Source organism: Bradyrhizobium sp. USDA3516, from assembly GCF_057651995.1.
Genome location: NZ_JBYGYN010000004.1, coordinates 460,226 through 483,244, shown reverse-complemented (window position 1 = coordinate 483,244; position 23,019 = coordinate 460,226). Strand labels below are relative to the sequence as shown.

At 63.3% G+C, this 23,019-nt stretch carries 16 protein-coding genes; all 16 read right to left on the bottom strand.

From position 1 onward, the window contains the following. Positions 1-6 precede the first annotated feature (6 nt). The 16 genes from rpsS to rplJ all read right to left on the bottom strand — a co-directional run bounded on the left by rpsS (position 7) and on the right by rplJ (position 22,635). A complete protein-coding gene (rpsS, locus tag AC24YW_RS16680) occupies positions 7-285 on the bottom strand; it encodes a 30S ribosomal protein S19 (protein ID WP_008136357.1) in 279 nt (92 codons plus the stop codon). A 12-nt stretch (positions 286-297) separates the two neighbouring features. Next, positions 298-1,131 carry a 50S ribosomal protein L2 gene (rplB, locus tag AC24YW_RS16675; protein WP_024342450.1) on the bottom strand — a complete coding sequence of 278 codons (834 nt, stop codon included), beginning with the start codon at positions 1,129-1,131 and terminating at the stop codon, positions 298-300. Positions 1,132-1,143: 12 nt separating this feature from the next. After that, positions 1,144-1,446: a 50S ribosomal protein L23 gene (locus AC24YW_RS16670; protein WP_025036992.1), complete on the bottom strand. Its 303-nt coding sequence runs from the start codon at positions 1,444-1,446 to the stop codon at positions 1,144-1,146. Then, positions 1,443-2,063, bottom strand: a complete 621-nt coding sequence (gene rplD, locus AC24YW_RS16665) for a 50S ribosomal protein L4 (RefSeq protein WP_018647243.1) — start codon at positions 2,061-2,063, stop codon at positions 1,443-1,445. Before rplD ends, AC24YW_RS16670 begins: the two co-directional genes overlap by 4 nt. Position 2,064: 1 nt before the next feature. Beyond that, positions 2,065-2,778, bottom strand: a complete 714-nt coding sequence (rplC, locus tag AC24YW_RS16660; RefSeq protein ID WP_025036993.1) for a 50S ribosomal protein L3 — start codon at positions 2,776-2,778, stop codon at positions 2,065-2,067. Between the two features lie 52 nt (positions 2,779-2,830). Beyond that, complete coding sequence (gene rpsJ, locus AC24YW_RS16655; protein ID WP_002712302.1) at positions 2,831-3,139, bottom strand: 30S ribosomal protein S10; 309 nt, start codon at positions 3,137-3,139, stop codon at positions 2,831-2,833. Between the two features lie 80 nt (positions 3,140-3,219). Continuing rightward, entirely contained in the window at positions 3,220-4,410 is a 1,191-nt protein-coding gene (gene tuf / locus AC24YW_RS16650; RefSeq protein WP_024342447.1) for an elongation factor Tu, read from the bottom strand. Between the two features lie 40 nt (positions 4,411-4,450). Next, a complete protein-coding gene (gene fusA / locus AC24YW_RS16645) occupies positions 4,451-6,523 on the bottom strand; it encodes an elongation factor G (protein ID WP_487483749.1) in 2,073 nt (690 codons plus the stop codon). Positions 6,524-6,556: 33 nt separating this feature from the next. Beyond that, the gene (rpsG, locus tag AC24YW_RS16640) at positions 6,557-7,027 is read right to left on the bottom strand and encodes a 30S ribosomal protein S7 (RefSeq protein WP_018647239.1); all 471 of its coding nucleotides are present in this window, start codon (positions 7,025-7,027) and stop codon (positions 6,557-6,559) included. Between the two features lie 15 nt (positions 7,028-7,042). Next, positions 7,043-7,414: a 30S ribosomal protein S12 gene (rpsL, locus tag AC24YW_RS16635; protein WP_007603006.1), complete on the bottom strand. Its 372-nt coding sequence runs from the start codon at positions 7,412-7,414 to the stop codon at positions 7,043-7,045. A gap of 898 nt (positions 7,415-8,312) precedes the next feature. Next, positions 8,313-10,334 (bottom strand): ABC transporter ATP-binding protein, encoded by a 2,022-nt coding sequence (locus AC24YW_RS16630; RefSeq protein WP_487483748.1) that lies wholly within the window; start codon positions 10,332-10,334, stop codon positions 8,313-8,315. Positions 10,335-10,468: 134 nt separating this feature from the next. Beyond that, positions 10,469-12,523: an FAD-dependent oxidoreductase gene (locus tag AC24YW_RS16625; protein ID WP_487483747.1), complete on the bottom strand. Its 2,055-nt coding sequence runs from the start codon at positions 12,521-12,523 to the stop codon at positions 10,469-10,471. A gap of 193 nt (positions 12,524-12,716) precedes the next feature. Then, complete coding sequence (gene rpoC, locus AC24YW_RS16620; RefSeq protein WP_487483746.1) at positions 12,717-16,913, bottom strand: DNA-directed RNA polymerase subunit beta'; 4,197 nt, start codon at positions 16,911-16,913, stop codon at positions 12,717-12,719. 128 nt (positions 16,914-17,041) lie between these two features. Then, complete coding sequence (gene rpoB / locus AC24YW_RS16615) at positions 17,042-21,166, bottom strand: DNA-directed RNA polymerase subunit beta (protein ID WP_124157675.1); 4,125 nt, start codon at positions 21,164-21,166, stop codon at positions 17,042-17,044. Positions 21,167-21,684: 518 nt separating this feature from the next. Beyond that, positions 21,685-22,062, bottom strand: coding sequence for a 50S ribosomal protein L7/L12 (rplL, locus tag AC24YW_RS16610; RefSeq protein WP_025037000.1), 378 nt, complete (start codon positions 22,060-22,062; stop codon positions 21,685-21,687). A 54-nt stretch (positions 22,063-22,116) separates the two neighbouring features. Further along, positions 22,117-22,635: a 50S ribosomal protein L10 gene (rplJ, locus tag AC24YW_RS16605; protein WP_036010998.1), complete on the bottom strand. Its 519-nt coding sequence runs from the start codon at positions 22,633-22,635 to the stop codon at positions 22,117-22,119. Between the last annotated feature and the right edge of the window lie 384 nt (positions 22,636-23,019).

The following is a 23,019-nucleotide window of genomic DNA, read 5'->3' as shown; positions in this document are numbered from 1 at the left end:
TAATCCTCAAGCCTTCTTGGCTTTCTTGTCGCCGGAGTGGCCATGGAAGGTCCGGGTCGGCGAGAACTCGCCGAACTTGTGACCGACCATCTCCTCGTTCACGGCCACCGGCACGTGCTTCTGGCCATTGTAGACGCCGAAGGTCAGGCCGACGAATTGCGGCAGGATCGTCGAGCGACGGCTCCAGATCTTGATGACGTCGTGACGGCCGGACGCGCGCGCGGCATCTGCCTTCTTGAGCAGAGAACCCTCGACGAACGGGCCTTTCCAGACTGAACGAACCATGTCCGGCGTTCCTTACTTCTTCCGCTTGTGGCGGCTTAGGAGAATGAATTTGTTGGTCGACTTGTTGGTGCGGGTCTTCTTGCCCTTGGTCGGCTTGCCCCACGGGGTGACCGGGTGGCGGCCGCCCGAGGTACGACCTTCACCACCGCCGTGCGGATGGTCGATCGGGTTCATCGCGACACCGCGGTTGTGCGGCCTGCGGCCCATCCAACGCTTGCGACCGGCCTTGCCGATCGAGGTGTTCATGTGATCCGGGTTCGACACCGCGCCGATCGTGCCGCGGCAACGGCCGTGCACCAGGCGCTGCTCGCCCGAGTTCAGGCGGATGATGACGTAGTCCTGGTCGCGGCCGACGAGCTGGGCGTAGGTACCGGCGGAACGCGCCAGCTGGCCGCCCTTGCCGATTTTGACCTCGATGTTGTGGATGATCGTGCCGACCGGCATGTTGCCGAGCGGCATGACGTTGCCCGGCTTCACGTCGACGTAATTGCCGGCGATGATCGTATCGCCCACCGCCAGGCGCTGCGGCGCCAGGATGTAGGCCTGCTCGCCGTCCTGATACTTGATCAGGGCGATGAATCCAGTGCGATTGGGATCATACTCGAGACGCTCGACGGTCGCGGGCACGTCGATCTTCTCACGCTTGAAGTCGACGGTACGCAGCGTCTGCTTGTGACCGCCGCCGCGGAAGCGCACGGTGATGCGGCCGGTGTTGTTGCGGCCGCCCGAGGACTTCTTGCCTTCGGTGAGCGCCTTGACCGGCTTGCCCTTGTAGAGGGCGGAACGATCGACCATGACCAGCTGGCGCTGGCCCGGCGTCGTGGGATTGAATGTCTTCAGTGCCATCGTCGTACGACCTTACAGACCGGTGGTGACGTCGATCCGGTGACCCTCTTCGAGGGTCACGATCGCGCGTTTGCTGTTCGACTGCGAGCCGATGGTGCCGCGGAAGGCCTTGACCTTGCCCTTGCGGACCAGCGTGTTGACGCTCTTGACCTTGACGTCGAACAGCTTCTCGATCGCTTCCTTGATCTGCGGCTTGGTCGCCTTGGCGGCCACCTTGAACAGCACCTTGTTGTGCTCCGAGGCGATCGTCGCCTTTTCGGTCACGACCGGCGACAGGATCACGTCGTAATGGCGAGGCTCGATGTTCTTGCTCATTTGAAGCGCGCCTCCAGCGCATCGATGGCGGCCTTGGTCAGAACGAGCTTCTGACGGCGCAGGATGTCATAGACGTTGATGCCCTGGATCGGCAGCACGTCCATGTTCGGGATGTTCCGGGCCGCAGCGGCGAAGCCGTTGTTGAGCTCGGCACCGTCGATGATCAGCGCGTTGGTGAGGCCGAGGCCCGAGAAATGGCCGAGCAGCGCCTTGGTCTTGGCGGCTTCCAGCGCGGCCTTCTCGATCACGACGAGATCGCCGTCCTTGGCCTTGGCCGAGAGCGCATGCTTCAGAGCGAGCGCACGGACCTTCTTCGGCAAATCGGTGGCGTGCGAACGCACCACCGGACCGAAAGCACGACCGCCGCCGCGGAACTGCGGCACGCGGGCCGAGCCGTGACGAGCACCGCCGGTGCCCTTCTGCTTGTACATCTTCTTGCCGGTGCGCCAGATCTCGGCGCGGCCCTTGGCCTTGTGCGTGCCGGCCTGGCGCTTGTTGAGCTGCCACTGCACGCAGCGCGCGATGATGTCCTCGCGCGGCTCGAGGCCGAAAATGGCGTCGGACAGCTGGACGGAGCCGGCTTCCTTACCTTCGAGGGTGGTGACCTTCAATTCCATCTCACGCCTCCTGCGCAGCCGGAGCGGCTTCCGCGTCGCCAGCAACCTTGAACTTGCCGGGCTTCGGGGCTTCCTTCGGCAGCGGCTTCTTGACGGCGTCGCGCACGCGGATCCAGCCGCCCTTGGAACCGGGAACGGCGCCTTCGACGAGGATCAGGCCGCGCTCGACATCGGTCTGGACGACGCGAAGGTTGAGCGTGGTGATGCGGTCGACACCCATGTGGCCGGGCATCTTCTTGTTCTTCCAGGTCTTGCCGGGGTCCTGACGGCCACCGGTCGAACCGATCGAGCGGTGCGAGATCGACACACCGTGCGTGGCGCGCAGGCCGCCGAAGTTCCAGCGCTTCATGCCGCCGGCGAAGCCCTTACCGACCGAGGTGCCGGTGACGTCGACGAACTGGCCGACGACGAAGTGGTCGGCCTGGATCTCGGCGCCGACCGGGATCATGGCGTCGGCGGTGACGCGGAATTCCTCGACCCGGCGCTTCGGCTCGACCTTCGCGACCGCGAACTGGCCGCGCTCGGCCTTCGGCATGTAAACGGTCTTGCGGCTGCCCGAACCGAGCTGGAGCGCGACGTAACCGTTCTTCTCTTCGGTGCGGTGGCCTACGACCTGGCAATTGCCGAGCTTCAGCACGGTCACGGGGATATGTTCGCCGGCCTCCGTGAAGACCCGCGTCATCCCGACCTTTTGTGCGATCACTCCGGAGCGCATCGGCTTGCTTCCTGTTCTCTTTGTCCGCTTTTGGCGAACGGGATCCAAAATCTTAGAGCTTGATCTCGACGTCGACACCGGCGGCCAGGTCGAGCTTCATCAAAGCATCGACGGTCTGCGGGGTCGGATCGACGATGTCGAGCAGGCGCTTGTGAGTGCGCATCTCGAACTGTTCGCGGCTCTTCTTGTCGACGTGGGGCGAACGGTTGACGGTGAACTTCTCGATGCGGGTGGGCAGCGGAATGGGTCCGCGGACCTGCGCGCCGGTGCGCTTCGCCGTGTTCACGATCTCGCGGGTCGACGTATCGAGGATACGATGGTCGAACGCCTTGAGACGGATACGAATGTTTTGGCCGTTCATTGCCGTGTCTCTCTTCAGTGGGTGGCGAATAGCGAATAGCGAATGTCACCATTCGCTACTCGCCGTCCCTTTTCTCGTAATTACTCGATGATCGAGGCGACGACGCCGGCGCCGACGGTGCGGCCGCCTTCGCGGATCGCGAAGCGGAGCTTCTCTTCCATCGCGATCGGCACGATCAGGTGCACTTCCATCGCGATGTTGTCGCCCGGCATCACCATCTCGGTGCCTTCCGGCAGGTGCACGACACCGGTCACGTCGGTGGTGCGGAAGTAGAACTGCGGACGGTAGTTGGTGAAGAACGGGGTGTGGCGGCCGCCCTCTTCCTTGGTGAGGATGTAGGCCTCAGCCTTGAACTTGGTGTGCGGCTTGACCGAACCCGGCTTGGCCAGAACCTGGCCGCGCTCGACGTCCTCGCGCTTGGTGCCGCGGAGCAGCGCGCCGATGTTGTCGCCGGCCTGGCCCTGATCGAGCAGCTTGCGGAACATTTCGACGCCGGTGACGGTGGTCTTCTGGGTGGCGCGGAGACCGACGATCTCGATTTCCTCGCCGACCTTGACGACGCCGCGCTCGACACGGCCGGTCACGACGGTGCCGCGGCCCGAGATCGAGAACACGTCTTCAACCGGCATCAGGAACGGCTGGTCGATCGGACGCTCCGGCTGCGGGATGTACTCGTCGACGTTGCGCATCAGCTCGAGGATGGCGTCGTGGCCGAGCTTCTTGTCGGAGTCTTCGAGAGCGGCGAGCGCCGAACCCTTGATGATCGGGATCTTGTCGCCGGGGAATTCGTACTTGGAGAGCAGCTCGCGGACCTCGAGCTCGACGAGCTCGAGCAGCTCCGGATCGTCGACCATGTCGCACTTGTTGAGGAACACGACGAGCGCGGGCACGCCGACCTGGCGGGCGAGTAGGATGTGCTCGCGGGTCTGCGGCATCGGACCGTCAGCGGCCGACACAACCAGGATCGCACCGTCCATCTGGGCGGCGCCGGTGATCATGTTCTTGACGTAGTCGGCGTGGCCGGGGCAGTCGACGTGCGCGTAGTGGCGGTTCTGGGTCTCGTACTCGACGTGCGCGGTCGAGATGGTGATGCCGCGCGCCTTCTCTTCCGGCGCCTTGTCGATCTGGTCGTACGCGGTGAACGTCGCACCGCCGGTCTCGGCGAGGATCTTGGTGATCGCCGCGGTCAGCGACGTCTTGCCATGGTCGACGTGACCGATGGTGCCGATGTTGCAGTGCGGCTTGGTACGTTCAAACTTTGCTTTGGCCATTTGACTCTCCGTTCAATCGTCGACTTGAGACCGACGACAATCAGGCAAACTTCTTCTGGACTTCTGCCGACACGTTGGCCGGCGCTTCTGCGTAGTGATCGAACTGCATGGTGAAGGTCGCGCGACCCTGGCTCATCGAGCGCAGATTGTTCACGTAACCGAACATGTTCATGAGCGGCACCATCGCGTTGATGACGTTGGCGTTGCCGCGCATGTCCTGCCCCTGGATCTGACCGCGCCGGGAATTCAGGTCGCCGATGACCGAGCCGGTGTAGTCTTCCGGGGTCACCACCTCGACCTTCATGATCGGCTCGAGCAGGACCGACTTGCCCATCTGCAGCGCTTCGCGGAAGCAGGCGCGCGAGGCGATTTCGAAGGCGAGCGCCGACGAGTCGACGTCGTGATACTTGCCGTCGACGAGCTGCACCTTGACGTCGACCACGGGGAAGCCCGCGACCACGCCGGACGACAGCACGCTCTCCAAGCCCTTCTCGACACCGGGGATGTATTCCTTCGGCACCGCGCCGCCGACGATCTTCGATTCGAATTCGAAGCCCTTGCCGGCTTCGTTCGGCTCGACGATGAACGACACGGCCGCGAACTGGCCGGTACCGCCGGTCTGCTTCTTGTGGGTGTAGCTGTGCTCCACGCGCTTGGTGATGCGCTCACGGAACGCCACCTGCGGCGCGCCGATGTTGGCGTCAACCTTGTAGGTGCGCTTGAGGATGTCGACCTTGATGTCGAGATGGAGCTCGCCCATGCCCTTGAGAATGGTCTGGCCGGACTCGTGGTCGGTCGACACGCGGAAGGACGGATCCTCCGCGGCGAGCTTGGCCAGCGCCACGCCCAGCTTCTCCTGGTCGGCCTTGGACTTCGGCTCGATCGCGATCTCGATGACCGGCTCGGGGAACTCCATCTTCTCCAGGATCACCTGCTTGTCGGGATCGCACAGCGTGTCGCCGGTGCGCGCTTCCTTCAGGCCGGCCAGCGCGACGATGTCGCCGGCATAGGCTTCCTTGATGTCCTCGCGGTTGTTCGCATGCATCAAGAGCATGCGCCCGATCCGCTCCTTCTTCTCGCGGGTCGAGTTCACGACGCCGGTGCCGCTCTGCAGAACACCGGAGTAGATGCGGCAGAAGGTGATGGTGCCGACGAACGGATCGTCCATGATCTTGAACGCGAGCAGCGCCAGCGGCTCCTTGTCGTCCGCCTTGCGCACGACTTCGTTGCCCTTGTCGTCGGTGCCCTTGATCGCGGGCACGTCGAGCGGCGACGGCAGATAGTCGACCACGGCGTCGAGCAGCGGCTGCACGCCCTTGTTCTTGAAGGCCGAACCGCACAGCACGGGATAGAACGCGCCGGTCAGCACCGCCTTGCGGATCAGGCGCTTCAGGGTCGCCTCGTCCGGCTCCTTGCCGTCGAGATAGGCCGCCATGGCATCGTCGTCGAGCTCGACAGCGGCTTCCACCATCTTCTCGCGGTATTCCTTGGCCTGGTCGACGAGGTCTTCCGGAATGTCGACATAGTCGAACTTGGCACCGAGCGACTCGTCGTTCCAGACGACGCCCTTCATCTTCACGAGGTCGACGAGACCCTTGAAGTTGTTCTCGGCACCGATCGGAAGCTGGATCGCGACGGGCTTGGCGCCCAGACGGTCGACGATGTCCGACAGACACTTGAAGAAGTCGGCACCGATCTTGTCCATCTTGTTGGCGAAGACGATGCGCGGAACCTTGTACTTGTCGCCCTGGCGCCAGACGGTCTCGGTCTGAGGCTCGACGCCCTGGTTGGAGTCGAGCACGCAGACGGCGCCGTCGAGCACGCGGAGCGAACGCTCGACTTCGATGGTGAAGTCGACGTGGCCGGGCGTGTCGATGATGTTCAGACGCTTGCCGTTCCAGAACGCGGTGGTCGCAGCCGAGGTGATCGTGATGCCACGCTCCTGCTCCTGCTCCATCCAGTCCATCGTCGCGGCACCTTCGTGCACTTCGCCGATCTTGTGGCTCTTGCCGGTATAATAGAGGATGCGCTCGGTGGTCGTGGTCTTGCCGGCGTCGATATGCGCCATGATACCGAAATTACGGTAGTCCTCGATGGCATGTTGGCGGGGCATGGGTGGTTCCTTGCGAGTCCGAGTGTGTCGCCGTTACCAGCGGTAGTGCGAGAAGGCGCGGTTGGCTTCCGCCATGCGGTGCACGTCTTCGCGCTTCTTGACGGCGTTCCCCCGGTTGTTCGATGCGTCCAAGAGCTCCGCCGAGAGCCGCTCGGTCATCGTCTTCTCGTTGCGCTCGCGCGCAGCTGCGATCAGCCAGCGAATGCCGAGAGCCTGCCGGCGGGTCGAGCGCACCTCGACCGGAACCTGGTAGGTCGCGCCGCCGACACGGCGGGAGCGAACCTCGATCGTCGGCATGACGTTCTCGAGCGCCTGCTCGAACACGCCGAGCGGGTTCTGCTTGGTCTTGGATTCGATGATGCCGAACGCACCATAGACGATGCCTTCCGCAACCGACTTCTTGCCGGCGTACATCACCGAGTTCATGAACTTCGTGACGATGATGTTCCCGAACTTCGGATCCGGAAGAACTTCGCGCTTTTCCGCAGAGTGGCGACGAGACATAGGCTTGGTTCCCGCTTACTTCGGACGCTTGGCGCCGTACTTCGAACGACGCTGCTTACGGTTCTTGACGCCCTGGGTGTCCAGAACGCCGCGGAGGATGTGATAGCGCACGCCCGGCAAGTCCTTGACGCGGCCGCCGCGGATCATGACCACCGAGTGCTCCTGGAGGTTATGGCCCTCGCCGGGGATGTAGCCGATCACCTCGAAGCCGTTGGTCAGGCGCACCTTGGCAACCTTACGAAGCGCCGAGTTCGGCTTCTTCGGGGTCGTGGTGTAGACGCGCGTGCAAACACCACGCTTCTGCGGCGACTGCTGCAGCGCCGGCACCTTCTTGCGCGACTTCTGCACTTCCCGCGGTTGAGCGATCAGCTGGTTGATCGTCGGCATTCTGGCCTTCACCCTTTTTCTGCCGCGGCCCCTCTCAGGTCCGCTGTCTTGCCGCGGCCCGTCACCGGGTCCGCAAATTCTGCTCGAGCTACCCGCCCGACGGGGCCGCCTTGCGCGAACGACCCGCGCAAAGCGAAATTGCGCCAACCGCTCCATCAACGAGCGGAAAGCGCTTCGACGCCACAGAGGACCGCAGTCTCGAAGCCGTTCAGCGTAACGCCGCGGCCCGCGCACTGAGGTCATGCATCCGAATTCGATCTCAAGAGAACGTGCTCGAGAGAACTAAAGTCGCACTGGCATTGCCTAGCTATGATCGACAGCGTTTGAGCGGCATTCGTCGAGGTTGGTGCCCGTCTTTTGCGACCCCTTGCAGATCTAGTCTTTGGGGATCGACGGGTGGCCCGTTCCGACGCTGGCGATGCTCACCGCCTGTCGTTAAGTGAGGCGCTTTCTATAAGTGAGAATCGGTCAAGTCAAGGTGAAACGACAGTCACAAAGCGCTTCATGCGCCTGCAAAAATAGCCTCTTGGCCGCCTTCCCGCGCCCACCTGATATAGGACCGGGGTGCTTGACCTGCCAGATCTGAAATCAATTATACCCGGGTTTAATATAGTTTTGTTACCCAGCTGAGGGGCTTTTTTCCCGCGTGCGCTCAGTTTGCTGGCTGGTGGCGCGGCCTACCAGCTCTTCCCGGCCCGCCACGATGCCCGGTCTGACGGGCTTCAGCCCGAACTTCTCGATCTGCGGATGGCTCTTGCCCCAAGCCATGCCTGCAAAAAAAGCGGCGTCGCGGTGGCCGAACGCCCTCCATCAGAGAATCGACGAGTCGGCGCTGAACCGCGCGTTGCTTGTGAGACGAGACGATCAAACGCGGCCGCTCCGGGCTCAACGCCCGCGGTTACTCCTCCTCGTCGTCATCATCGTCATCATCGCGGTCGTGGTCGGCGCGAGCTGCCGCGCCATGGGGCTGGTGGATCTGGTCGTTCCACAGCTTGCGATAGGTGCCGTTCTTGGCGAGCAACTCGGCATGGGAGCCGCGCTCGATCGCCCTGCCCCCTGAAATCACGATGATCTCGTCCATCTCGACCACCGAGGTCAGGCGATGGGTCGACCAGATCATGGTGCGACCCTTGGCGACCCTGAGCAGCGTGCGGTTGATCGCGGCCTCGGTGGTCTGGTCCAGCGCCGAGGTGGCTTCGTCCAGCAGCAGCACGGAGGGGTTACGGATGATCGCGCGCGCGATCGCGATGCGCTGGCGCTGGCCGCCCGACAGCGTGTCGCCGCGCTCGCCCACCGGCGTGTCGTAGCGCTGCGGCAGGCTCATGATGTAGCGGTGGATCTCCGCCTTCTTGGCCGCCTCCTCCACCTCCTGGTCGGTTGCGCCCTCCTTGCCGAGCCGGATGTTCTCGCGGATCGACATGTTGAACAACATGTTCTCCTGGAACACCACCGCCATGCTCCGGCGTAGCGAGTCCAGCGTCACCTTGCGGACGTCGACTCCGTCGATGGTGACGCGGCCTTCGTCGGGCACGTAGAGCCGCAGGATCAGATTGAGCAGCGTGCTCTTGCCGGAGCCGCTCGGACCGACGATCGCGATGCGCTTGCCGGCGTCGAGCTTGAGGCTGAGATTGTCCAGCACCGGCGTCTGACTGCCCTCGTACTGGAAGGTGACGTGATCGAAGGTAATGTCGTGGGTGATGCGCGGCAGATCGGGCGCGCCCGGGCGATCGGCGCTGCGGGTCGGCTCGTCGAGCAATTCCTGGATGTGGCGGATCGCGGCGGCCGAGGAGATCGACACCGGGATGAAATGCATCACATGGGCGATGTTGTAGGAGACTTCCCAGAACGCGCTCTCGAAGGTGACGAAGGTGCCGATGGTGATGTGGCCCTTAGTCGCCAGATAGGCGCCGATCGCGAGCACCACGAGGTGCAGGAGGAGCACCGAGATGGTGACTGTCCGCTCCACCATGGTCGAGAGGAACGTGGCCGAGGCCATCTTGTTGCGGGTCTCGTCGTTGCGCAAGCTGAAGAAGCCGAACATCTTGCGTTGCAGGCTGAACGCCTTGATGACCGCCTGCGCGGCCACGTTCTCCTGGACTTGGCCCAGCAACGCCGATTCGTTGAGCTTCTGCTCGTAATTGGCCTGCACCGCCTTCGGCGTCAGGATCCGGGGGCCGATCAGCGTGATCGGGAACACCAGCAGCGCGACGACCGCGAGCTGCCAGTTGAGGAACAGCATCAGGATGATGCCGGCGATCAGCTCCAGGAACGGCAGCGCGGCGCTGTTGGCGAAGGTCTTGACCGAGCCTTCGAAGGCCGAGAGATCGACCGAGAAGCGGGACAGGATCTCGCCGCGCCTGGTGCGGCCGAAATAGGCGGCGGGCAGGTCCTGGACGTGTTCGAACAGGCGTTTGCGGACATCGGAGATGATGCAAGCGGCGAGTCGCGCGTCCCAGCGTTCGTACCAGACCGCAACGATCGAGGTGAAGATGCCGGCGACGGCGAGCACGCCGAGGATCTTGTAGAGCGCCTGAAAATCCTCCTCGCCGAGCGCATCGTCGATCAGGAACTTGAGGCTGAGCGGCATGATGACGTTGAACAACGTCTCGACCACGACGCCGAATGCCACGAACGACAGCATCCGCTTGTAGTTGGAGAGATAGGGCTTGACGAACCCGACGATGGTCGCAAGGGCTCCCGCGGCTTCGCGCGCGGTAAAGACGACGAGGTCCTCGTCCTCGTCGTCCTCGTCGAGCTCCAGCTCGTCATCCCCCTCGCCTTCGGCATCCTCGTCATCTTCGAGGTCCGGCTTGGCAGCGTCGGCGAGCTTGTCGACGAGCCCGGCCGCCTCCTCCGCGGCGAGCTTCTGTTGATCGGAGGAGGAAGGCTTGTCGCCGGGCAAGAAAGGCTTGGATGCCATGAAACCAACCGATGCTGACGGCCGGCATGACCGCAGAGAACGCAGGAAATAGCGGCAACCGCTATTGCCCCGATTCTATGCGATCAGGATGAATTCGGCAAAACAAATGGCGAATTCGATTGGCGTCCCCAGGGCTAGTCCTCGTCCTCGACCTTGTCGAAGAAGGAATAGCGCAAGCTGTCCGCGTCGGCGTACCACTGCCCCGGCCCCTTGTTGGCGGCGAGCGTCGCCTCCCAGAGCGCATCGGTGCAATCCTTGCGATGCATCGACAGGTCGAAGCCGTTGCCGAAGAACAGCTCGGACCATTCCCACCAGGTACCGAGCTTCTTGACCCCGCGCAGCAGGTCGTAGCGGTCGATCAATGCCGGCGCCATGTCCGAGGTGACGGAGCCGAACACGAGGCCGGTCTTGACCACGCGGTTGAGCTCGCGGATGGCGCGGACCACCTGCTTTGGGGAAACGTGGCAGAGGCTGGTCTCGAACACGAAGTCGAACGTGCCGTCCTTGAACGGCATGTCGGTGATCGATCCGAGCTTGTTGTACTTCTTCAGCGCCTTCGGCGTCCTGGCGTGGATGGCGCGGTTGTTCTCGATTCCCCATGCATCGATGCCGCGATCACGCAGCGCGCCGACCAGTTCGCCGCTGGCGGAGCCCGCGACCAGCAGCTTGGCGCCCGCCGCCCTGCCCCAGACCATGCCGATCAGCTTCGTGAGGTAGTCGGGATCGGTGAAGTGCCGCCACGCCTGGTGATAGGGGCCGAGGCCGCGATAATTCTCGAAATAATCGCGATCGATCTTGTCCGAGAGCGGCTTGTCGTCCTGTGCGCGTAGGCGGCGCAGGCGCATCATCTCGGTCAGGATGATGTCGGTCGCCGCGTCGGAGGAATCGAGCAGGCCGTTCAGCGTCGAATCGAACAGATAGTCGCCGACCACCACGATGCCGGGATGCTCCTTCGGCTCGGGCCGGTGATTGGTCATGACGTCGCGCACGGGCAAACCACCAGGCAGCGCGTTCACCGACGACAGCCAGCGGTGGATCTTGCCTTCCATGAAGTGCAGACGCGCATCGCCGAGAGAAGCCGGCAGCGATTTCAGAGCGGCCTCGATCAGCTCCTGATCCGACAGATTGGCGAAAGCCAGCGCGTCGGAGCCGGGAATGAGCCAGTTCAGAACACCATGCTTGCCGACGTCGTGACGTGCGCCCTCGTTGTAGACGCAGCAGCCGCCGAAGGCTTCCGACATGAACCAGGCGCCCGGAATCTTGTCGCCCCAGAACGGCTCGTCGAACAGGATCGAGACGCGCAGATAGTGCGCGGGCCGATCGAAATAGGCCACGTGCTTGACCATCGACCTGCGCAGCTGCTCGCCCTCCCAGCCGAGAGTGGCGAGCCAGGAGTGCGGCAGGCAGACCAGCACGAGATCGAAGTCGCGGGTCTCCGGCCCCTTGCCGTTCATCATCTTGAGCTGGTACCGGCCGGTCGGCGCCTTGCCGACGGTAAGCACGCGGTGATTGAGCTGGATGTCGGCATTGACCTCCGACTGAAGGCATTCGATCAGCTGCTCGTTGCCGTTCTGGATGGAATAGAGGCCGATATAGCCGTCGACATCCATCAGATAGTTCTTGAGCGCGTTGAGCCCGTTGGTGTTGTGGCTCTCGGTCGCGATGTCGGAACGCGCCATCACCCTGAAGAAGCGCTTGGCGGTGGCGTCCTCGACCTCCTCGTCGAGCACCTGCTCGGCGGTCTTGTAGGCCCAGGGATGTTCGTTGTCGTGCGCGCCGACGCCCTCATAATATTGCACCGGCGACATCACCTCGGCGCAGCGCTCGCGGAAGGCTTCGATCGCGGCGGCAGTCTTGGCGCCGTATTTGCGGCGCATGCCGGAAACGTCGTTGAGCAGCTCACCGCCGAGCTGCACCTGTTCGGCATCCATCGGAATGGTCTGAAGGCCGAAATGCTGGATCAGCTCGCGCAGAGGATCCGGGCCCGTCATCGAGTAGTCGTAGATCTCGGCAACGCCCGCCTCGTAGATAGCGGGCGCCGAATCGAACTTGCGCGTGACGATCTTGCCGCCGAGCCTGTCGGAGGCCTCGTAGATGGTGACGCGGCAGAGGTCGCCGAGCTTGCGCTTGAGGTACCAGGCGCTCATCAGCCCCCCGGGGCCGCCGCCTACGATTGCGAGATCAAGCATGAGAGTTCCGTGGTCTTCCGGCCTTGCCCCCATCGCGGGACCACCGGTCTAAGGCGCCTTAGCACAAGCCCTTTTGCGTCTGAAGGAAAGATGAACAAAGGTCGATCCCGCATCGCAGCAAGCAAACAAAGCAGCAAAAAGGCCGGCGAAAGCCGGCCTTTTCATTGTCCTCGGTATTCCTACGGATGAACGATCATTCCGCAGGCGGCAGCGCTGGAAGCTCGGCCTCCGGCGCGGGCGACACGACGGCGGCCTGCTTCTCGCGCTCGTCGAGGATCAGCTTGTCGCGCTTCATGGCGACTTCGCGGATCTTGGCCATGGAGGCGCCGGTGCCCGCCGGGATCAACCGGCCGACGATGACGTTCTCCTTGAGGCCTTCGAGCGGATCGATCTTGCCGTTGACCGCCGCCTCGGTGAGGACGCGGGTGGTCTCCTGGAACGATGCCGCCGAGAAGAAGGAGCGGGTCTGGAGGCTCGCCTTGGTGATGCCGAGCAGAACCGGCGTTCCCGTGGCGGGCTTCTTGCCCTCTTCCTTGGCCTTCACGTTCAGCGCGTCGAACTCGATCTTGTCGACCTGCTCGCCGGAGATCATGTCCGTGTCGCCCTGGTCGGTGATCTCCACCTTCTGGAGCATCTGACGGACAATCACCTCGATGTGCTTGTCGTTGATGAGCACGCCCTGCAGCCGGTAGACCTCCTGGATCTCGTTGACCAGATAGGCCGCGAGTTCCTCGATGCCCTTGACCGCAAGGATGTCGTGCGGCGCCGGGTTGCCTTCCACGATGAAGTCGCCCTTTTCGACGACGTCGCCGTCCTGAAGGTGGATGTGCTTGCCCTTCGGGATCAGGTACTCGCGCGGCTCGTCGGTCTTGTCCATCGGCTCGATCGAGATGCGACGCTTGTTCTTGTAGTCGCGCCCGAACCGGATGGTGCCCGCGATTTCGGCGATGATCGCCGCATCCTTCGGGCGCCGAGCCTCGAACAGTTCCGCCACCCGCGGCAGACCGCCGGTGATGTCACGCGTCTTGGCGCTTTCGGTCGAGACACGGGCGAGGATGTCGCCCGGCTGGACCTTGGCTCCGATATCGACCGAGAGAATGGCGTCGACCGACAGCATGTAGCGGGCATCGCCGCCACGGGCGAGCTTGAGCACCTTGCCGTCCTTGCCCTTGACCACGATGGCCGGACGCAGGTCCGAGCCGCCGCGCGTCGAGCGCCAGTCGATGACCACGCGCTTGGCAATACCGGTGGCCTCGTCGAGCGTTTCCGAGATCGACTGCCCCTCGACCAGATCCTCGAAGCCGATGGTTCCTTCGACCTCGGTGAGCAACGGACGGGTGTAGGGATCCCACTCGACGATGCGCTGGCCGCGCTTGACCATGTCGCCCTCGTCGACGTGCAGGCGCGAACCGTACTGGATACGGTGCGTCGCACGCTCGGTGCCGTCGGCATCGACGATCGCGACGACCATGTTGCGCACCATCGCGATCAGATGACCTTCGCTGTTGCGGGCGATGGCCTTGTTCCTGATCACGATCTTGCCGTCGAAGTTGGCTTCGACGAAGGACTGCTCGTTGAGCTGCGCCGCACCGCCGATGTGGAAGGTGCGCATGGTGAGCTGGGTGCCCGGCTCGCCGATCGATTGCGCCGCGATGACGCCGACCGCTTCGCCGTGGTTGACCGGCGTGCCGCGGGCGAGGTCGCGGCCGTAGCACTTGCCGCAGATGCCGTTGACGAGCTCGCAGGTCAGCGCCGAGCGGATCTTCACCTCCTGGACGCCACCCTGCTGGATGGCTTCCAGATGACTCTCCTCCATCAGCGTATCGCGCTTGATGATCACCTTGCCAGAGCTGTCGCGAATGTCCTCGCAGGCCGTACGGCCCAGGATGCGCGAGCCGAGCGAGGCGACCACGGTGCCGGCATCGACGATGGCGCGCATCTTGATGCCGAGCTTGGTGCCGCAGTCGCTCTGCGTGATGATGCAGTCCTGCGCCACGTCGACGAGACGGCGGGTCAGGTAGCCGGAGTTCGCGGTCTTCAACGCGGTGTCCGCGAGGCCCTTGCGGGCGCCGTGGGTCGAGTTGAAGTACTCGAGCACCGAGAGGCCTTCCTTGAAGTTCGAGATGATCGGCGTCTCGATGATCTCGCCCGACGGCTTGGCCATCAGGCCGCGCATGCCGGCGAGCTGGCGCATCTGGGCCGGCGAGCCGCGGGCACCCGAGTGAGCCATCATGTAGATCGAATTGATGTCGGCATCGGCCCCGCTTGCCGTCTTCTTGGTGGCGGAGATCTCCTTCATCATCGCTTTGGCGATTTCTTCCGTGGCCTTCGACCAGGCGTCGACCACCTTGTTGTACTTCTCGCCGTGGGTGATCAGACCGTCGTTGTACTGCTGCTCGAAATCCTTCGCCAGCGTACGGGTGGTGTCGACGATCTTCCACTTGCCGTGCGGCACGACCATGTCGTCCTTGCCGAACGAGATGCCGGCCTTGAACGCGTTGTAGAAGCCGAGCGCCATGATGCGGTCGCAGAAGATCACCGTCTCCTTCTGGCCGCAGTGGCGGTAGACCTGGTCGATGACGCCGGAGATCTCGCGCTTGGTCATCAGCTTGTTGATGATCTCGTAGGAGATGCGCGGGTTCTTCGGCAGCAGATTGCCGAGCATGACGCGGCCGGCTGTGGTCTCGATCCAGCGCTTGGAGACCTTGCCGGTCTCGTCCATGCCTTCCCACCGGTACTTGATCTTGGTGTGGAGGTGGATGACCTTCGCGTGCAGCGCGTGCTCGAGCTCGGCCATATCGCCGAACACCTTGCCCTCGCCGGGCAGGCCTTCGCGCATGATCGAGACGTAGTACAGGCCGAGCACGATGTCCTGCGACGGCACGATGATGGGCTGGCCGTTCGCCGGATGCAGGATGTTGTTGGTCGACATCATCAGGACGCGCGCTTCCAGCTGCGCTTCGAGCGACAGCGGAACGTGCACGGCCATCTGGTCGCCGTCGAAGTCGGCGTTGAACGCCGAGCAGACCAGCGGGTGAAGCTGGATCGCCTTGCCCTCGATCAGCACGGGCTCGAACGCCTGAATGCCGAGGCGATGCAGCGTCGGTGCGCGGTTGAGCAGCACCGGATGCTCGCGGATCACCTCGTCCAGGATGTCCCAGACCTCGGGCCGTTCCTTCTCGACCAGCTTCTTGGCCTGCTTCACGGTGGTGGACAGGCCCTTGGCGTCGAGCCGCGAATAGATGAACGGCTTGAACAGCTCGAGCGCCATCTTCTTCGGCAGACCGCACTGATGCAGGCGCAGCTCGGGACCGACCACGATCACCGAACGGCCCGAATAGTCGACGCGCTTGCCGAGCAGGTTCTGGCGGAAGCGGCCCTGCTTGCCCTTGAGCATGTCGGCAAGCGACTTCAGCGGGCGCTTGTTAGCGCCGGTGATGACGCGGCCGCGGCGGCCGTTGTCGAACAGCGCATCGACCGCTTCCTGAAGCATGCGCTTCTCGTTGCGGATGATGATGTCGGGCGCACGCAGCTCCATCAGCCGCTTCAAGCGGTTGTTGCGGTTGATGACGCGGCGATAGAGGTCGTTGAGATCGGAGGTCGCGAAACGGCCGCCGTCGAGCGGCACCAGCGGACGCAGGTCCGGCGGGATCACCGGGATCACGGTCATGATCATCCATTCCGGCTTGTTGCCGGAATGGCGGAACGCTTCCACGATCTTCAGACGCTTGGCGAGCTTCTTGTGCTTGATGTCGGAGTCGGTCTCCTGCATCTCGGCACGTAAGCTGGCCTCGAGCTTCTCGAGGTCCATGCCCTTGAGCAGCTCGCGGATCGCCTCGGCGCCGATCATGGCGGTGAAGCTGTCCTGGCCGTACTCGTCCTGCGCCTTCAGATACTCGTCTTCCGACAGCAGCTGACGGTCCTTCAGCGCGGTGAGGCCCGGCTCGAGCACGACGTAATATTCGAAGTAGAGGATCCGCTCGAGATCCTTCAGCGTCATGTCGAGCAGGAGGCCGATGCGCGAGGGCAGCGACTTCAGGAACCAGATGTGCGCGACGGGAGCTGCGAGCTCGATATGGCCCATGCGCTCGCGCCGGACGCGCGACAGCGTGACCTCGACCGAGCACTTCTCGCAGATGATGCCCTTGTACTTCATGCGCTTGTACTTGCCGCACAAGCACTCGTAGTCCTTGATCGGCCCGAAGATGCGGGCGCAGAACAGGCCGTCGCGCTCGGGCTTGAAGGTACGATAGTTGATGGTCTCCGGCTTCTTGATCTCGCCGTAGGACCAGGACAGAATCTTCTCTGGAGACGCGATCGAGATCCGGATCTGGTCGAAGACCTGAGCCGGCGTCGTCGGGTTGAAGAGATTCATAATTTCTTGGTTCATCGTCTTCTCCTCGCGTGCCGGTCGCCTCCGGCCGCAAATTCGAAAATCACTTCTGCATGGCGCCTGCCCTCAAGGCCTCGGGCGGGGCGCCGATGCCCGGCCGCGAAGGCCGGGCATGAAAGGTCGAATTACTCGGCCGCTTCCGACGTCGGCGCCGGTCCCATCTTGGAATTGTGCAGGTCGACGTTGAGGCCGAGCGAGCGCATTTCCTTGACCAGCACGTTGAACGATTCCGGAATACCGGCCTCGAACGTGTCGTCTCCGCGCACGATCGCCTCGTACACCTTGGTGCGGCCGGCGACGTCGTCCGACTTCACCGTCAGCATCTCCTGGAGCGTGTACGCCGCGCCATAAGCCTCGAGCGCCCACACCTCCATTTCGCCGAAACGTTGGCCGCCGAACTGCGCCTTGCCGCCCAGCGGCTGCTGGGTGACGAGCGAGTACGGACCGATCGAACGCGCATGGATCTTGTCGTCGACGAGATGGTGCAGCTTGAGCATGTAGATGTAGCCCACCGTCACCTTGCGATCGAACGGATCGCCGGTGCGGCCGTCATAGACGGTCGACTGACCCGAAGCATCGAGACCGGCCAGCTTCAGCATCTCCTCGATGTCGGCTTCCTTGGCGCCGTCGAACACCGGGGTAGCGATCGGCACGCCGCGGCTGAGGTTATGGCCGAGCTCGAGCAGCTCGTTGTCGTTGAGCGACTTGATCGTCTCGTCCTCGCCGTAGACCTTCTTCAAGGTCTCCTTCAGCGGCTTGATGTCCTGCTTCGACAGGTACGCATCGACGGTCTGGCCGATACGCTTGCCGAGGCCGGCGCAGGCCCAGCCGAGATGGGTCTCGAGGATCTGTCCGACGTTCATGCGCGAAGGCACGCCGAGCGGATTGAGCACGATGTCGGCATGCGTGCCGTCTTCGAGGAACGGCATGTCCTCGATCGGCACAATCTTCGACACCACGCCCTTGTTGCCGTGGCGGCCGGCCATCTTGTCGCCGGGCTGGATCTTGCGCTTCACCGCGACGAAGACCTTGACCATCTTCATCACGCCGGGCGGCAATTCGTCACCGCGCTGAAGCTTCTCGACCTTGTCGAGGAAGCGCTGTTCCAGCCCCTTCTTCGACTCGTCGTACTGCTTCCGCATGGCCTCGATCTCGGCCATCAGCTTGTCGTTCGGCGAAGCGAACAGCCACCATTGCGACTTCGGGTACTCCTCGAGCACCGCACGGGTGATCTTGGTGTCCTTCTTGAAGCCCTTGGGACCGGCAATGCCCTGCCGCCCCTCGAGCAGCTCGGCAAGACGGTTGTAGACGTTGCGGTCCAGGATCGCCTGCTCGTCGTCGCGGTCCTTGGCGAGGCGCTCGATCTCCTCCCGCTCGATCGCCAGCGCACGCTCGTCCTTGTCGACGCCGTGGCGGTTGAACACGCGTACTTCGACGATGGTGCCCTGCACGCCCGGAGGAACGCGCAGCGAGGTGTCGCGGACGTCGGAGGCCTTCTCGCCGAAGATGGCGCGCAGCAGCTTCTCTTCCGGCGTCATCGGGCTTTCGCCCTTCGGCGTGATCTTGCCGACCAGGATGTCGCCGGCGCGCACTTCCGCGCCGATGTAGACGATACCGGCTTCGTCGAGGTTCTTCAGCGCTTCTTCCGAGACGTTCGGAATGTCGCGGGTGATTTCCTCAGGCCCGAGCTTGGTGTCGCGGGCCATCACCTCGAACTCCTCGATGTGGATCGAGGTGAAGACGTCCTCCTTCACGATCCGCTCGGAGAGAAGGATCGAGTCTTCGAAGTTGTAGCCGTTCCACGGCATGAACGCGACCAGCACGTTGCGGCCGAGCGCGAGTTCGCCGAGATCGGTCGAGGGACCGTCGGCGATGATGTCGCCCTTCTTGACGATGTCGCCGACCTTCACCAGCGGACGCTGGTTGATGCAGGTCGACTGGTTGGAGCGCTGGTACTTCATGAGGCGGTAGATATCGACGCCCGACTTGGTCGGATCGAGATCTTCCGTGGCGCGGATGACGACGCGGGTCGCGTCGATCTGGTCGATCACGCCCGAACGGCGCGCCGCGATCGCAGCGCCCGAGTCACGGGCAACCACGCCCTCCATGCCGGTACCGACGAACGGCGCCTCGGCGCGAACCAGCGGCACCGCCTGGCGCTGCATGTTCGAGCCCATCAGCGCGCGATTGGCGTCGTCGTTCTCGAGGAACGGGATCAGCGCCGCGGCGACCGAAACGAGCTGCTTCGGCGACACGTCCATGTAGTCGACCTTGTCGGGCGTCATCGGAACGACGTCGCGGGTGCCGCTCGAACGGCAGACCACGAGGTCTTCGGTGAAGCGGCCCTTGGCGTCGACCGGCACGTTGGCCTGGGCCACAGAATAGCGCCCTTCCTCCATCGCCGACAGGTACACGACCTCGTCGGTGACGCGGCCGTCCTTGACCTTGCGGTACGGCGTCTCGACGAAGCCGTACTTGTTCACGCGCGCGAAGGTCGCGAGCGAGTTGATCAGGCCGATGTTCGGACCTTCCGGCGTCTCGATCGGGCAGATCCGGCCGTAATGCGTCGGATGCACGTCGCGCACCTCGAAGCCGGCGCGCTCGCGGGTCAGACCGCCCGGTCCGAGCGCCGAGAGGCGGCGCTTGTGGGTGATCTCGCTGAGCGGGTTGGTCTGGTCCATGAACTGCGAGAGCTGCGAGGAGCCGAAGAACTCGCGAACCGCGGCGGCCGCCGGCTTGGCGTTGATCAGGTCCTGCGGCATGACCGTGTCGATGTCGACCGAGGACATGCGCTCCTTGATCGCGCGCTCCATGCGCAACAGGCCGATGCGGTACTGGTTCTCCATGAGCTCGCCGACCGACCGCACACGGCGATTGCCGAGATGGTCGATGTCGTCGATCTCGCCCTTGCCGTCGCGCAGATCCACCAGCGTCTTGATGACGGAGAGGATGTCCTCCTTGCGCAGCGTGCGCTGGGTATCGGGCGCATCGAGGTCGAGGCGCATGTTCATCTTGACGCGGCCGACCGCGGAGAGGTCATAGCGCTCGGCGTCGAAGAACAGCGACTGGAACATGGCCTGCGCCGATTCGAGCGTCGGCGGCTCGCCCGGACGCATCACGCGATAGATGTCGAACAGCGCGTCCTCGCGCGTCATGTTCTTGTCGGCCGAGAGCGTGTTGCGGATGTAGGGACCGACATTGACGTGGTCGATGTCGAGCAGCGGCAGCTCCTTGTAGCCCTGCTCGTTGAGCGCCTTCATCAGCTTGTCGGTGATCTCCTCGCCGGCCTCGGCGTGGATCTCACCGGTCTTCGGATTGACGAGATCCTCGGCGACGTAGTTGCCGACCAGTTCCTCGTCGGCCATGCGCAGCGCCTTCAGCCCCTTCTCCTGGAGCTGGCGGGCGGCGCGGACGGTGAGCTTCTTGCCGGCCTCGAGCACGACCTTGCCGGTGTCGGCATCGATCAGGTCGTTGACCGTGGAGTAGCCGCGGAAGCGGTTGGCGTCGAACGGAACGCGCCAGCCTTCCTTGGTCCGCTTGTAGAGGATCTTCTTGTAGAACGTCGACAGGATCGCCTCGCCGTCGAGGCCGAGGGCGAACATCAGCGACGTCACCGGAATCTTGCGGCGACGGTCGATACGCGCATAGACGATGTCCTTGGCGTCGAACTCGATGTCGAGCCAGGAGCCGCGATACGGGATGACGCGGGCGGCGAACAGCAGCTTGCCCGAGGAATGGGTCTTGCCCTTGTCGTGGTCGAAGAACACGCCGGGCGAACGGTGCATCTGCGAGACGATGACGCGCTCGGTGCCGTTGACGATGAAGGTGCCGTTCATCGTCATGAGCGGAATGTCGCCCATGTAGACGTCCTGCTCCTTGATGTCCTTCACCGACTTCGCGCCGGTTTCCTCGTCGATATCGAACACGATGAGGCGCAGCGTCACCTTGAGGGGCGCCGCGAAGGTCATGCCGCGCTGGCGGCACTCGTCGACGTCGTATTTCGGCTGCTCGAACTCATAGCGGACGAATTCCAGCATCGAGGTGCCCGAGAAGTCGGAGATCGGAAACACCGAGCGGAACACCGCCTGCAGACCCTCGTCGAGACGTCCGCCCTGGGGTTCGTCCACCATCAGGAACTGGTCATAGGACGCCTTCTGAACCTCGATGAGGTTCGGCATCTCGGCGACTTCCTTGATGTGTCCGAAGAACTTGCGAACGCGTTTGCGACCGGTGAATGTCTGCTGCGCCATCGTGGCCTCTCATTTTCGTCGCCCGCCCTGGGCGAACCGTCCGGACCGCGGCTGCCACCGCTTTCCGGGTTGAATTTTCGAACCCGTCTTGGGGGCCGGAGACGCAGTTTCAGGTGCCGATGTCCTGAATCTGTTCTTCAGACCTTCAAAACGCAAAACGACGCGCGGGGCGCAGATGCGCGCCCGCCCGTCACAACCATCATCTTCACGGACTGCAAAAGCCCGAAATAGCCTGCTCTCCCAACGGCTTACAGGGAAATCCGGCATCCCTGCCCACCGCGCTTTCGTGCTGCCGACCCGATATGGGGCGACAATAGTTCAGATTCGAGGGTCAAACCCTCAAATCCCCACACTTTTTCGTGTTCAGCCTGCGTCGGATCGTTCCGTCGCACGCCTTTTGCATTCGGTCTCGGCCTTTCAATCCGTCATGGCCGGGCTTGACCCGGCCATCCACGAATTTGGGGACGAGATCCCGGGTCTCGCTTCGCGAGCCCGGGATTTCGCTGAAGTAACTTGCGTTACTTCAGCTCGACCTTGGCACCAGCCTTCTCGAGCTGAGCCTTGATCTTGTCGGCTTCGTCCTTGTTCACGCCTTCCTTCAGCGGCTTCGGAGCACCCTCGACGAGGTCCTTTGCTTCCTTCAGGCCGAGACCGGTGATGGCGCGGACTTCCTTGATGACCTCGATCTTCTTGTCGCCGGCGCTGGCGAGAACGACCGTGAACTCGGTCTTCTCTTCGGCCGGAGCGGCAGCGGCGCCACCGGCAGCCGGGCCGGCCACGGCGACAGCCGCGGCAGCCGAAACACCCCACTTCTCTTCGAGGAGCTTCGCGAGTTCGGCAGCTTCGAGCACGGTGAGGCTCGAGAGGTCGTCAACGATCTTCTGCAAGTCAGCCATTGTTCAGTTCCTTAAGTGTCAGTCTGGTTCGGGTTTGAGTATTTGCGAAGGGCGTCAGGCCGCTTCGCCCTTTGAGGCATGAGCCTGGATGACGCGCGCGAGCTTGCCCGCGGGCGCGTTGGCGAGCTGGGCCAGCTTGGTCGCCGGGGCCACGATGAGGCCGACGATCTTGCCGCGCAGTTCGTCAAGCGACGGCAGCGAGGCAAGCGCCTTCACGCCGTCGACATTCAGGACGGTCTTCCCCATCGAGCCGCCGACGATGACGAACTTTTCGTTCGCCTTGGCGAATTCGATGGCGACCTTTGGCGCCGCTACCGGATCGTTCGAAGTGGCGATCACGGTCGGCCCCTTCAGCATGGGGCCGATGGCAACGACGTCAGTGCCTTCAAGAGCAATTTTGGCGAGACGGTTCTTCGAGACCTTCACCGCGGCACCCGCCTGCTTCATCTGCTGGCGCAGCTTCTGCATCTGGGCGACGGTGAGGCCGGAATATTGAGCAACGATCGCGACGCTCGTGGTCTTGAAGACCTCATTGAGCTGTTCGACCGCTTCTTTTTTTGCCGCTCGTTCCACAGCAAGCTCTCTCCGGTTGGCGGTCATCGCGAGAAGCGGGACCGCCGGGTTGCACCCATCGTCCCGCCAAACCTGAACCTCCGGGTCAAAAGACCCATCGGACACGCCGGGCAAGACGACAATTCAAAGCCTGCCCTCCGGGAGCCCAAGGGCCCACGGCGTGTCGAGGTCCGAACCAGACCCGTTTCGCAAAGTCAGCCCTTAAAGCTGGATGCGAAGTGAAATCCGGTCTTCACCCGTCTGTGCAGGCCATGCGATTAAGCCGTTGAGGAATCGAAATTCTTCGCCAGCGCCTGCAGTCTTGGACAGGACGAGGTCAGCCGGCGAACCGCCCGACCTCTGCCCGCATCCCTGCCAAACGACGGATCTTCCTTCCTTTTCGGG

Excerpts from the sequence above, each read along its gene's own strand:
- rpsS (WP_008136357.1), bottom strand. The coding sequence starts at position 285 with ATGGTTCGTTCAGTCTGGAAAGGCCCGTTCGTCGAGGGTTCTCTGCTC.
- rplB (WP_024342450.1), bottom strand. The coding sequence starts at position 1,131 with ATGGCACTGAAGACATTCAATCCCACGACGCCGGGCCAGCGCCAGCTG.
- AC24YW_RS16670 (WP_025036992.1), bottom strand. The coding sequence starts at position 1,446 with ATGAGCAAGAACATCGAGCCTCGCCATTACGACGTGATCCTGTCGCCG.
- rplD (WP_018647243.1), bottom strand. The coding sequence starts at position 2,063 with ATGGAATTGAAGGTCACCACCCTCGAAGGTAAGGAAGCCGGCTCCGTC.
- rplC (WP_025036993.1), bottom strand. The coding sequence starts at position 2,778 with ATGCGCTCCGGAGTGATCGCACAAAAGGTCGGGATGACGCGGGTCTTC.
- rpsJ (WP_002712302.1), bottom strand. The coding sequence starts at position 3,139 with ATGAACGGCCAAAACATTCGTATCCGTCTCAAGGCGTTCGACCATCGT.
- tuf (WP_024342447.1), bottom strand. The coding sequence starts at position 4,410 with ATGGCCAAAGCAAAGTTTGAACGTACCAAGCCGCACTGCAACATCGGC.
- fusA (WP_487483749.1), bottom strand. The coding sequence starts at position 6,523 with ATGCCCCGCCAACATGCCATCGAGGACTACCGTAATTTCGGTATCATG.
- rpsG (WP_018647239.1), bottom strand. The coding sequence starts at position 7,027 with ATGTCTCGTCGCCACTCTGCGGAAAAGCGCGAAGTTCTTCCGGATCCG.
- rpsL (WP_007603006.1), bottom strand. The coding sequence starts at position 7,414 with ATGCCGACGATCAACCAGCTGATCGCTCAACCGCGGGAAGTGCAGAAG.
- AC24YW_RS16630 (WP_487483748.1), bottom strand. The coding sequence starts at position 10,334 with ATGGCATCCAAGCCTTTCTTGCCCGGCGACAAGCCTTCCTCCTCCGAT.
- AC24YW_RS16625 (WP_487483747.1), bottom strand. The coding sequence starts at position 12,523 with ATGCTTGATCTCGCAATCGTAGGCGGCGGCCCCGGGGGGCTGATGAGC.
- rpoC (WP_487483746.1), bottom strand. The coding sequence starts at position 16,913 with ATGAACCAAGAAATTATGAATCTCTTCAACCCGACGACGCCGGCTCAG.
- rpoB (WP_124157675.1), bottom strand. The coding sequence starts at position 21,166 with ATGGCGCAGCAGACATTCACCGGTCGCAAACGCGTTCGCAAGTTCTTC.
- rplL (WP_025037000.1), bottom strand. The coding sequence starts at position 22,062 with ATGGCTGACTTGCAGAAGATCGTTGACGACCTCTCGAGCCTCACCGTG.